This is a genomic window from Sphingomonas sp. AC449 (genome assembly GCF_979253475.1).
Map to the genome: position 1 here is coordinate 54,041 of NZ_CEEDCZ010000001.1, position 11,934 is coordinate 65,974.

The 11,934-nt window shown below is 67.1% G+C and carries 11 protein-coding genes and 1 pseudogene; all 12 read right to left on the reverse strand.

Annotation, left to right across the window (positions count from 1 at the left end):
- Positions 1-8: 8 nt before the first annotated feature.
- A complete protein-coding gene (locus AC0CH3_RS00265) occupies positions 9-422 on the reverse strand; it encodes a DUF3035 domain-containing protein (protein ID WP_354304089.1) in 414 nt (137 codons plus the stop codon).
- The gene (gene lspA / locus AC0CH3_RS00270; RefSeq protein WP_056016526.1) at positions 415-918 is read right to left on the reverse strand and encodes a signal peptidase II; all 504 of its coding nucleotides are present in this window, start codon (positions 916-918) and stop codon (positions 415-417) included. The genes AC0CH3_RS00265 and lspA overlap by 8 nt, the downstream gene beginning before the upstream one ends.
- Complete coding sequence (locus AC0CH3_RS00275; RefSeq protein ID WP_457326132.1) at positions 911-1,738, reverse strand: class I tRNA ligase family protein; 828 nt, start codon at positions 1,736-1,738, stop codon at positions 911-913. The genes lspA and AC0CH3_RS00275 overlap by 8 nt, the downstream gene beginning before the upstream one ends.
- A gap of 18 nt (positions 1,739-1,756) precedes the next feature.
- Positions 1,757-2,269, reverse strand: a pseudogene (locus AC0CH3_RS00280) (class I tRNA ligase family protein); the annotation flags it as partial.
- Positions 2,154-3,800 (reverse strand): class I tRNA ligase family protein, encoded by a 1,647-nt coding sequence (locus tag AC0CH3_RS00285; RefSeq protein WP_457326098.1) that lies wholly within the window; start codon positions 3,798-3,800, stop codon positions 2,154-2,156. The gene AC0CH3_RS00285 and the pseudogene AC0CH3_RS00280, both read right to left, overlap by 116 nt.
- A 162-nt stretch (positions 3,801-3,962) precedes the next feature.
- Complete coding sequence (locus AC0CH3_RS00290; protein ID WP_354304396.1) at positions 3,963-4,889, reverse strand: bifunctional riboflavin kinase/FAD synthetase; 927 nt, start codon at positions 4,887-4,889, stop codon at positions 3,963-3,965.
- Positions 4,890-4,975: 86 nt separating this feature from the next.
- Positions 4,976-5,440: a dihydrofolate reductase gene (locus AC0CH3_RS00295; RefSeq protein WP_354304398.1), complete on the reverse strand. Its 465-nt coding sequence runs from the start codon at positions 5,438-5,440 to the stop codon at positions 4,976-4,978.
- A gap of 184 nt (positions 5,441-5,624) precedes the next feature.
- Complete coding sequence (locus AC0CH3_RS00300) at positions 5,625-6,143, reverse strand: hemerythrin domain-containing protein (RefSeq protein WP_031395906.1); 519 nt, start codon at positions 6,141-6,143, stop codon at positions 5,625-5,627.
- Between the two features lie 75 nt (positions 6,144-6,218).
- Positions 6,219-7,013, reverse strand: coding sequence for a thymidylate synthase (locus AC0CH3_RS00305; RefSeq protein WP_354304472.1), 795 nt, complete (start codon positions 7,011-7,013; stop codon positions 6,219-6,221).
- Positions 7,014-7,242: 229 nt separating this feature from the next.
- Positions 7,243-7,938, reverse strand: a complete 696-nt coding sequence (locus tag AC0CH3_RS00310) for a class I SAM-dependent methyltransferase (protein ID WP_056016513.1) — start codon at positions 7,936-7,938, stop codon at positions 7,243-7,245.
- 23 nt (positions 7,939-7,961) lie between these two features.
- Positions 7,962-9,089, reverse strand: coding sequence for a peptide chain release factor 2 (gene prfB, locus AC0CH3_RS00315; RefSeq protein ID WP_056016510.1), 1,128 nt, complete (start codon positions 9,087-9,089; stop codon positions 7,962-7,964).
- Between the two features lie 113 nt (positions 9,090-9,202).
- On the reverse strand, positions 9,203-11,719 hold the full coding sequence (locus AC0CH3_RS00320; RefSeq protein WP_457326134.1) for a penicillin-binding protein 1A: 2,517 nt from the start codon (positions 11,717-11,719) through the stop codon (positions 9,203-9,205).
- Positions 11,720-11,934: the final 215 nt, after the last annotated feature.

An 11,934-nucleotide genomic window follows, 5' to 3' on the forward strand; every position in this document is an offset into this window, starting at 1 on the left:
TGTCCCGATCAGTTTGCCGAAGCGCGTGCGTCCTGACCGTCACCCTCGGGCGCCGCGACGATGTCGCGGGTCGTCGAGCCCTTGTCGACCACCGTCGTGCCCGGATCGCCTGCGGTCGAACGGATGCCGGGGTCGGCATTGTTCTGCCCCGCCTCGCCAATGACGCCGGCTTCGGCCGCACTGCGCGCTGCCGTGCCGCCGAACAGCGCGTCGAGCGTCTGTGCGTTGGCGGCGGTGTCCTGCGGGCGCGCGGCGCCCGGCTGCGGCGGGACCAGCGCGAAGTCGGGCGGGATCACGAGAGGCGCCTGACGCGCGACGGCGAACTCGTCCGGGCGCGCGCGGTCGAGGCTCTTGCCGGCGCCGCAACCGGACAGCAACGCAACGCTCGCCAGACCGGCAGCCAGGGGCACAAACTTACGCATGGGAATTCTCCACAGGGGGCTTCTCGCGCACGAGCAGCGCCCGGACAAGCAGGACGAGCACGCCGACAGTAATCGCTGCATCGGCGACATTGAAGACCAAAAACGGACGCCATTCGCCGATATGCAGATCGGCGAAATCGACGACATAACCGAGCCGGATCCGGTCGAGGATATTGCCGACCGCGCCGCCGAGCACGAAGCCGAGCGCGATCTGATCGGCGGGGTTCTTCTCGCGCGTCATCCACACCGCGACGCCGACCGAAATCGCACCCGTCAGCAGCACCAGCGCCCAGCGCGTCAGGTGGCCGTCGGCGGGCAGCAGCCCGAGCGAGATGCCGATATTGGGCACGAAGCGCAGGTCGAAGAACGACGTGATCGTCCGCGCATCGCCGAGCGAATCGATCCCGAGCGGCTTCGTTACCGCCCATTTGCTGAGCTGGTCGGCGAGGAAGAGGACGATCGCGGCTGCAAAGCCGGCCTTGGGCAGGTTACGCATGATCCACGACCTCTTCGCAACGATCGCACAACTCGCCATCGACCGTCACCTCGGGGAGGTGGCGCCAGCAGCGGCCGCACTTGTGGAAGTCGGTGCGCGTCACGGTGACCGCGGCGCCCGGCGTGACCTTGGCGACGATGAACGCCTCGGCCAGCGCGTCGGCGTCGAGCAGCATTGCGGGGACGGTGACTTCGGCCTCGAGGCTGGAGCGGACCGTCTTCTCGCGGCGCAGCGGCTCGATCGCCTCGGTGACGGCGACGCGGAGGTCGCGGATCTTGCGCCATTTGCTGCCGATCACGTCGTCCGCGTCGAGCGACGGGAGCGACGGCCATTCGAGGTAATGCACCGAGCTGTCATCGCTCGGGAAACGCGCCTGCCAGACTTCCTCGGTGGTGAAGCACAGCACCGGTGCTGCGTAGCGGACGAGCGCGTGGAACAGCACGTCCAGCACCGTGCGGTATGACCGGCGCTTGATGTCGCTCGGCGCGTCGCAATAGAGCGAATCCTTGCGGATATCGAAGAAGAACGCGGACAGATCCTCGTTCGCGAAGTCGGTCAGCAGGCGCGTGTAGCGGTTGAACTCATACGCCTCCGCGGCCTGGCGCAGTTCGGTGTCGATCATGCCGAGCCGGTGAAGCACGTAGCGCTCGAGCTCGGGCATGTCGGAGACCGCGACGCGCTCCGACTCGTCGAAATCTTCGAGCGCGCCGAGCATGTAGCGGAACGTGTTGCGCAGTTTCCGGTACGCGTCGGAGGCGGTGGCGAGGACTTCCTTGCCAATCTTCACGTCGTCGAAATAGTCGGTGGAGGCGACCCACATGCGCAGGATGTCCGCGCCGCTTTCGCCGATGATCTTGAGCGGATCGACGACGTTGCCGAGGCTCTTCGACATCTTCCGCCCCTGGCCGTCGAGCGCGAAGCCGTGCGTGAGGACCGCATCGTAAGGTGCACGACCGCGCGTGCCGCAGCTTTCGAGCAAGCTCGACTGGAACCAGCCGCGATGCTGGTCCGACCCTTCGAGATACAGGTTCGCGCGGGTGCCTTCTCCATAGCGCGCCTCGACGGTGAAGGCGTGCGTGCAGCCCGAATCGAACCAGACGTCGAGGATGTCCTTCACGACCTCATAGTCGGCGAGGGCATAGTCGGGGCCGAGCAGCGCCTGATGGGCGTCGGCATACCACGCGTCCGCACCGTTTGCGCGGAAGGCCTCGACAATGCGCGCGTTGACCGCGGGGTCATTGAGGTACTGGCCGGTGGCGCGGTTGACGAACAACGCGATCGGGACGCCCCAGGCACGCTGGCGCGAGATGACCCAGTCGGGGCGACCCTGCACCATCGACGTGATCCGGTTTTCGGCGCGCGCGGGGATCCAGGTGGTGGCGGCGATCGCGTCGAGCGCGATTTCGCGCAGCGTGGCGCCGTTGCCGTCCGGCTCCCTCTCCCCGCAGGGGAGAGGGAGGCGTGGCCGCATCCATCGGGATGAACCATTGCGGCGTCGCACGGAAGATCACCTTGGCCTTCGAGCGCCACGAATGCGGGTAGCTGTGCTTGAAGTCGTCGCTCGCCGCGAGGAGCGCGCCGCTCGCGCGCAGGTCGGTGCAGATCGGGCCGTCAGCAGCCACGAACTTCTTGTTGATGACCGATCCTTGCCCGCCGAGCCAGGCCCAGTCGGCGCGGTACATGCCTGCGCCGTCGATCGCGAAGACGGGGTCGATGCCGTATTGCTTGCAGAGCTCGAAATCGTCCTCGCCGTGGTCCGGCGCCATGTGGACGAGCCCGGTGCCCGCGTCGGTCGTGACGAACTCGCCGGGGAGGAACGGGCGCGGCTTTGCGAAGAAGCCGCCCAGCGCATGCATTGGGTGGCGTGCTGTGGCGTCGGCGAGGTCGGAGCCCTTGCCGCGCCACACGATTGCACCAACCTCTTCTCCGTCATCCCGGCGCACGCCGGGACCCACCTCACCGCCGTCTCCCACTTGGGTAAGTGGGTCCCGGCTTTCGCCGGGATGACGGGAGGAGAGGGTACGGGCATTGAAACTACCGACGAGCGCGTCTGCGATCAGGAACCGGCGATCGCCGTCCGCCAGCAGCACATACTCGATCTCAGGCCCATAGCTCAGCGCCTGGTTCACCGGGATCGTCCACGGCGTCGTCGTCCAGATCACCGCATGCGCGCCGACCAGTTCGGGTGCGTTCGGCGCGTCGACGATCTCGAACGCGACGTCGATCTGAGTCGAGACGATGTCCTCATACTCGACCTCGGCCTCGGCGAGCGCGGTCTTCTCGACCGGGGACCACATCACGGGCTTCGCACCGCGGTACAGCTGGCCGCTCTCGGCGAACTTGAGCAGCTCGCCGACGATCGTCGCTTCCGCCTCGTACTTCATCGTGAGGTACGGATCGGCCCAGTCGCCCATCACGCCGAGCCGCTCGAACTCGGCCTTCTGCACGGCGACCCATTTCTCGGCATAGGCGCGGCATTCGGCGCGGAACTGGTCGACGGGGACGTCGTCCTTGTTGAGCTTCTTCGCGCGATACGCTTCCTCGACCTTCCACTCGATCGGAAGGCCGTGGCAGTCCCAGCCGGGGACGTACGGCGCGTCCTTGCCCATCAGGGATTGCGAGCGGACGATGATGTCCTTCAGCACCTTGTTCATGGCGTGACCCATGTGGATGTCGCCGTTCGCATAGGGCGGGCCGTCGTGCAGGATGAACCGCTCGCGCCCGAGCCGCTGTTCGCGCAGCCGGTCGTAGATGCCGAGTTTCGCCCAACGCTCGAGGATCGCCGGCTCCTTCGCGGCGAGGCCCGCCTTCATCGGGAAGTCGGTCTTCGGCAGGAAGACGGTGTCGCGGTAATCGCGGGCGGGCGCAGGAGTATCGGTCATAAGTGGGCCGGGCTGTAGCGCGTCCGGTGTGGCACGTCACCCCGGCCGTTTGCTCCCCTTTTACTTCCGTCACCCCAACGAACGCTGGGGTCTCGTGCCGCAGGGGGACGTTCCATTACCGGGATACCCCAGCTTGCGCTGGGGTGATGGATTAAGGCGGGTCTATCGTGCCAGAACCGCGCGTGCCCGCGCGCAGTCGGCATCCATCTGCGCGATCAGTGGGTCGAGGCCGTCGAACTTCGCTTCGGGACGGAGATATTCGATCAGCGAGACCTCGATGCGGCGGCCGTACAGGTCCTCGGCGAAATCGAAGAAATGCGGCTCGAGCAATTCCTTGGGCGGATCGAAGCTCGGGCGTATGCCGAGATTGGCGGCGCCCTTCAGGATGCGACCGTCCTCCAGCTGCCCGGTCACCGCATAGATCCCGTAGGCGGGACGCAGATACTTGCCCATGTCGATGTTCGCGGTCGGATAGCCGATCGTGCGGCCGAGCTTGTCGCCATGCTGCACCACGCCCTCGATCGCGAACGGGCGGGTGAGCAGCCGCGTCGCGGTCGCCATGTCGCCGGCGCGCAGCGCCTCGCGGATCCGGGTCGAGGACACCGTCTCGCCATCCAGCGCGACCGCGCCGACCGTTTCCGCGCGGAAGCCGTGGACCGGGCCGCGCGCGGCGAGCGTGTGGACGGTGCCGCTCTTGGCATGGCCGAAGGTAAAGTCCTCGCCCGTCACCACGCCGCCGATCCGCAGATTGCGTTCGAGCCGGTCAGCGACGAACTGCTCGGCGGTCAGCGCGGCGAGATCGCCGTCGAAATGGAACACCACCATCGCATCGGCGCCGGCGTCTGCGAACAGCCGCTCGCGCTGGTCGAGCGTGGTCAGGCGGAAGGGGGGCGTAGCAGGGCGGAAATGGCGGACCGGATGCGGGTCGAACGTCGCCACCAGCGCGGGGCGACCCTCGGCCTTCGCCCACGCGATCGCGCGCGCGACCACCGCCTGGTGACCGAGATGGAATCCGTCGAAATTACCCAGCGCCACGATCCCGTCCGCCAGATACGAAGGGATGGATGCGCCACCGTCGAGCCTTTGCATGTACGGGTCAGTACCCAGACGCCGCGGATGACGATAGTCCCTCCTTACGCTTGCCCGCCCGCGCCGGCTTCGCGGGGGAACAGTCTTCAGCGGCGGGTGAGCGTGACGAAGCTAAAGGGTGGGCGCTGCTTTTCGCCGGGGTGGTCTTCGCGCGCGATCTCTCGCCAGCCGTCGAACGCGGGGACGATGGCGTCGCCTTCGGGCTCGTCATGGACTTCGGTGAGTTCGATCCGGTCCGCATGGGGGATTAACTGCGCATAGATCTGCGCGCCGCCGATCACGGCGACCTCGTCGCCCGCCATCGCGAGCGCCTCGTCGATCGAGTGCGCCACTTCCGCGCCGTCGGCGTGCCAGTGGCCGCGCGTGAGGACGATGTGGCGGCGGCCGGGGAGGGGGCTCGGGAAGCTCTCGAACGTCTTGCGCCCCATCACCATCGGCTTGCCCATCGTCAGCGCCTTGAAGCGCTTGAGATCGGCAGGGAGCCGCCAGGGGAGCTGGCCGTCGCGGCCGATGACGCCGTTGGTGGCACGGGCGAGGTAGAAGGTGATCATGCGGCGCATCATGCCGGATCGGGGGGCGGGGGGCTATACCTCCATGATGGGAGGCAGCCCCGCCCCCAACTCCCCCCGGCGAAGGCCGGGGCCCAATTGGGAAGGTTGGGGTGACGGAGCGCAGCGCGCATCAGCAACGTCTCCCAATTGGGCCCCGGCCTTCGCCGGGGTGGTGAATCAGGGATCAGTTCGGGGCGTGTTCCTTGACGTACGCCTCGGGATCCTTCTCGACGACCTTCACGCCGTTCAGGTGGTTCGCCTCGAACGCCGCGAACCGGACGCCCAGCTCATGCCGCTCTTCGAGCGTCGCATGCTTGCGGAAGTCGGTCAGGCCCTGGCGCTCTTCCTCGGCGAGGTGATCGCTGTTCGCCTTGTTGCACTCGCCGACCGCCTCGAACCACGCGTCAGAGCCGACCGGGTGCTTGTCGACCGCTTCGCCGGTCTCGCGGATGTCGTTGTGATCCTCGATCGCATCCTCGGTCTCCTCGGCGGCCGAGTCGGCGTCGTTGCCGCCGGTGCCGATCTTCATGAGGCGCGGGTAGAAAAAGCGCTCCTCCGCCTCGGCATGCGCGTCGAGCAGGTTCTTGAGGCGCGTCCAGAGTGCCGACAACGCCTCGGTGTCCTTGGCGTCGATGCTGTCGATCTGCGCGAACAACGCCCGCTGCTGTGCGTGTTCGTCGAGGATGAGCTGGGTGATGTCCATGATGGGCCTTCCGAATAGGTTCGGACGGTCAACCGCGGGCGCCGCGCCCGGTTCCTATTGCGATTCGCTCTCTGTTCAGACGGCGACGGGCGCCTTGATATGCGGCTGCGCCACGTAATTGTGGAGCACGAAATCCTCATACTCGTACGCGTCGATCGAGTCCGGCTTGCGCACGATCTCGAGTTGCGGGAGCGGGCCGGGGTCGCGGCTCAGTTGCAGCCGCGCCTGTTCGAGATGATTCGAATAGAGATGGCAGTCGCCGCCGGTCCAGATGAACTCGCCGACCTCGAGCCCGCATTGCTGCGCAAGGATGTGCGTGAGCAGCGCGTAGCTGGCGATGTTGAACGGTACGCCGAGGAAAATGTCGCCCGAGCGCTGATAGAGTTGGAGCGAGAGCTTGCCGTTGGCGACATGCGTCTGGAACAGGCAGTGGCACGGCGCGAGCGCCATCGCGTGCAGGTCGCCCGGGTTCCACGCGCTGACGATCTGGCGGCGCGAGGCGGGGTTGGTCTTGATCTGCTCGATCAGCTCGGCGATCTGGTCGATGTGGCGGCCGTCGGCAGTCGCCCAGTCACGCCACTGCTTGCCATAGACCGGGCCCAGATCGCCGTTCTCGTTCGCCCATTCGTCCCAGATCGCGACTTTCCGCTCCTGCAGCCAGCGGACGTTGGTGTCGCCGCGCAGGAACCACAAAAGCTCGACGATGATCGAGCGGAGGTGGAGCTTCTTGGTAGTGAGCACGGGAAAGCCCGCGGCGAGATCGAAGCGCATCTGCGCGCCGAACACACTCAGCGTGCCGGTGCCGGTGCGGTCCATCGTCTCGACTCCGGTCGAGAGCACGCGGTCCATGAGGTCGAGATACTGGCGCATGGCGGCGGGCGTAGTCGGGTGCGCGCCCTGGCTCAAGGGAATGTCGTCGGCGTGCGTTTGTCGAGTGACGAGGCGTTGCGTGACGGTCGGGACAGGCTGAGGTCGCCGTCATCCTGACGAAAGTCAGGATCCAGGGTTAGGACCGTGCCGCCTGTGGCTCTGGATCCTGACCTTCGTCAGGATGACGGAAGGGGGGGGGAGCCGCGCCGTCACAACGACGGGCAGGGCGTCAGCGCAGCCGACAGGCGCGGATCGCGTCCGGGGCAGGGCGCGGGCCCGTCGCGCGGAAGGTGGCGATGTAGCCGCCCGCCGAGGGCATGGCGTCGGTATCGACCTCGGTATAGCCGACCGCGGCGAATTCGCACTTCAACAGCGCAGGGGGGGTGCCGTGGTTCTGCGTCTGGCGGTCGGCATCGACGACGACGACCAGCCCGTCCGGCTTCAGCGATGGCCGGAGCCGCCAGAGGAATTCATAGGGCTGCTCGATCTCGTGGTACATGTGCACCATCAGCACGCGGTCGAAACTCGCTTCGGGCAGCTTCGCGTCGTTCGGCTCGCCGAGCTTCACGCTGACATTGGCCAGATCCTCGCGCGCGACGCGTTCCGCCAGCTGGTCGCGGACGTTGGCGACGATGTCCTCCGCCAGCACACGGCCTTCCTTGCCGACGCGCGCGGCCATGCGGATCGTGTAATAGCCCTCGCCGGCGCCGATGTCCGCGACGGTCATGCCCTTGCGGATATCCGCCTTGTTCATGACCTCGCCGGCCTCGTTCAGCCGATCGCGTGCCTCTTCGTTGGACCAGCGCGACGACACGATCGACGCGACCGGACGGTCGGCGGCGGGGAACACCGGTTCCTTCGGCTCGCGCTTGATCAGCGGCTTGCTACCGTCGCAGGCCGCGAGCAGGAACACCGGCGACAGCATCAGGACGAGGGCATCCCTCAGCGTCAATCGACGTCCTCCACCTCGACAGCCTCGCCGGTCACGCGCTGCGACAGCGCCGCCGCCATGAACAGCTCGAGATCGCCGTCGAGCACGTCCGACGGGCTGGTCGAGACGACGCCCGTGCGCAGGTCCTTCACCATCTGGTACGGCTGCAGCACGTAGGAGCGGATCTGGTGACCCCAGCCGATATCGGTCTTGCCGGCATTCTCGGCATTCGCCGCGGCTTCGCGGATCGCCAGTTCGCGCTCGTACAGACGCGCGCGCAGCTGGTTGTACGCCTCGGCCTTGTTCTTGTGCTGCGACCGCTGGTTCTGGCACTGCACGACGATGCCGGTCGGGATGTGCGTGATGCGCACCGCCGAATCGGTCGTGTTGATGTGCTGCCCACCCGCTCCGCTCGCGCGGTACGTGTCGATGCGCAGGTCGCTTTCGTTGTACTCGACCTCGATATTGTCGTCGACGACCGGATAGACCCAGACGCTGGCAAACGAGGTGTGGCGACGCGCGGCCGAGTCGTAGGGGCTGATCCGGACGAGGCGGTGGACGCCGCTCTCGGTCTTGGCATAGCCGTACGCATTCTCGCCTTTCAGCAGCAGCGTGGCGGACTTGATCCCCGCCTGCTCGCCCGAATGCTGGTCGATCAGTTCGACCTTCAGCCCGTGGCGTTCGCCCCAGCGCGAATACATCCGGCTGAGCATCCCCGCCCAGTCCTGGCTCTCGGTGCCGCCGGCGCCGGCGTTCACCTCGATATAGGTGTCGTTGCCATCGGCCTCGCCCGCGAGCAGCGCCTTGATCTTGTCCTTGTCCGCACGCGCCGCGAGTTCGGCGAGCGCGGCGACGCCGTCGGCCTCCATCGCGGTGTCGCCCTCGGCCTCGGCCATCTCGATCAGCTCGGACGTGTCCGCCAGCTCGCTCTCGATCGCGCGAGTCGCGCCGATCGCCTCGTCGAGACGGCGACGCTCGCGCATCACCTCCTGCGCGGCCTTGGGATCGGACCAGAGCGCCTGGTCCTCGACGCGCGCGTTCAGCTCGTCGAGACGACGCAACGCGCGGTCCCAGTCGAGGAAGCGGCGCAGCAAGGCCAGCGCGTCTTTGATGGTGTCTACGTGAGCCTGCGCTTCGGCGCGCATGGGTATTCTCCAAAATGTCCGTCATCCCGGCGGACGCCGGGATCTCCGTCCGCGAGCGCGCGGGTGCGGACGGAGATCCCAGCGTGCGCTGGGATGACGATGTAGGAACTGCGCTAGTAGATTCCGCCTTCTCTTTGCAAGAAATCGCTGTCGCGCGGGGCTTCGGCCTTTTTCACCGCAACCGTCGCGGCAGCGGCCGGGGCGGGGCCCGCACGGCGGGCGGCACGCCGCGGCTCGCTCTCGGGCTTGAACGCCTCCCAGATCACCGCGGGCTTCGGATCGTCGGTGTTGGGCCAAGTCCCATAGACCGGCCGCCCGCTACCGCGATCGATCCGGACCATGCGGATCCCCGCAGGCGCACGGAACGGCAGCTTGGGCAGATCCTCATAGGCCTTGACCGCGAACTGCTTGAAGATCGGCGCGGCGAGCGTGCCGCCCTGCGCGGCGCCACCCAGGTTCCGCGGCGTGTCGAAGCCGATATACAGCCCGCCGACAAACTGCGGCGTGCCGCCGATGAACCACACGTCGGTCGGGCCATTGTTGGTCCCGGTCTTGCCGAACATCGGCCGGTCGAGATCGCGCAGCGTCACCGCGGTGCCGCGCTGGACGACGCCTTCGGTGATGTGGACCATCTGATACGCGGTCATCGCATCGAGCACCTGGCGCTGGCGCGTGACCGGGCGCGGCATCGGCTTGCCGTCCCAGTCGGGCGCGTTGCAGCGGTCGCAGGCGCGCCAGTTCTCAGGCCAGATCACCTTGCCATGACGATCCTGGACGAAATCGATGAGCGACGGCGGCCCGCCCTTGCCGTTGTTCGCGAGGATCGAATAGGCGTTGACCATCCGCCCCACCGTCGTCTCGCCCGCGCCCAGCGCGAACGAGAGATAGGGCGCATAGTCGCCGACGCCCATCTTCTTGATGGTGGCGACGACCTTCGGCATCCCGGTCTGCGCGGCGGTCCGCACGGTCATCAGGTTGCGCGACTGTTCGATGCCCCAGCGCATCGTGTGCGGCCCGGCGCCGCGCGAATTGCCGAAGTTGCGGAAGCATTTCTGCCCGAGCCGTGCGCCCTGATAGACGCAGAAGGGCCCGTCGACGATGATCGACGCGGGCGTCATCCCGTTGTCGAGCGCGGCGGAATAGACGATCGGCTTGATCGTCGAGCCCGGCTGCCGCATCGCCTGAGTCGCGCGGTTGAACGCCTGCAACCGGTCGTCGAAGCCGCCCTGCATCGCCAGCACGCGGCCGCTCGCGGGCTCCTCGACGACGAACGCGCCCGACACCTTGGGGATCGCGCGCAACGCGAAGTCGCCGCCGTCGGGCGCCACCGCGATGATGTCACCCGTCTTGATCGCGCCGAACGCGTTGCCGCCCTTGCCGCGCACCGCCATCTGCGCGGCATAGCGCGGCAGCGTGCCGGTCTTGCCGGTGCGGAAGCCGAGGTTCCAGGCGTTGCCGTCCTTGCCCGTCACGATCGCCGCCACCCAGTCGCGATAGTCGAGCGCGATATTGCTGTTGAGCAACGGCTGGAGCCAGTTGTCGTCCTCGATCTCGACATGGCGGATCGGCCCGTTCCAGCCACGCCCGCTGTCGAACCGCACCAGTCCGTCGCGCAGGGCCTGCTGCGCCAGATCCTGCAACCGCGTGTCGAACGAGGTCCGCACCCACAGGCCGCCCGAATAGACGCTGTACGGGCCGTCCTTCGCGCTCTCGCCGAACTTGGCCATCAGCTGGCGGCGGACTTCCTCGACGAAATAGCCGCCGACGCTTTCGAACTTGGGCGTGCGGCGCATCACCGTGCCAAGCGGCTGGGCATTGGCTTCGCTGAACTGCGCGCGCGTGATGAAGCCGTTCTGCAGCATCCGGTCGAGCACGTAGTTGCGCCGGATCATCGCGCGTTCGGAATAGCGTGCCGGATCGTAGTTCGACGGCCCCTTCGGCAGGATCGCCAGATACGCCATCTGCGCGAGGTCGAGCTGGCCCAGATCCTTGTCGAAATAGGCGTGGCTCGCCGCCTCGACCCCGAATGCGTTTCGCCCCAGCGCGATCTGGTTGAGATAGAGTTCGAGGATCTGCTGCTTGGTCAGCGTATCCTCAATCTTGTAGGCCAGCACCGCCTCGCGCAGCTTGCGCGATGGCGAATAGGCGTTGCCGATCAACAGGTTCTTGGCAACCTGCTGGGTGATCGTCGATCCACCCCGCGCGCGGCGACCGCTGCCGATCTTGGACACATAGTCATACACCGCGCCGGCGAGCCCGGGATAATCGACGCCGTGATGCTCGAAGAAAGACTTGTCCTCGGCCGCGAGGAACGCGTTGACGAGCATCGGCGGATATTCGGCGAAGCTCAGTTCAACGCGGCGTTCGCGCGCATAGCTGTGGATCGGTGCGCCATCGATGCCGCGCACGTTGGTCGGCAGCGGCGGCTCATAGGTGCGCAGCGTATCGACCGAGGGAAGATCGCGCACCACGATCAGCCAGAAGGCGAAGATCGCGATCAGCCCGGCCCCGACCAGCGCAAGCGCCGCCTTGGTCCAACGGCTGGCCCAGGCGCGTGCGAACCCGCCCCGCAACCTGTCGGTGGTACGGCGGATCGCCGTCGTCGGAGTGGGGGAAGGATTGGACGCCATAAATACTGGCGCCGCATCTAGCAGGTTCGCGAGCGCTTGCCAGCCTTCGGTGCCGCGCGGCGTGCCAGCCGGCATCGAACGGGCCGCCACCCAGCCGGTCGCCACCGAGCCGGTCGCAGCCAGACGATCTTCCCCAGGCGGGGCGGATTGGAACGCGGCATGCAGCGTTTGACGTCACGAACGCTGTCGCCGCGGGCTTGCCTGTGGCAGCAGGC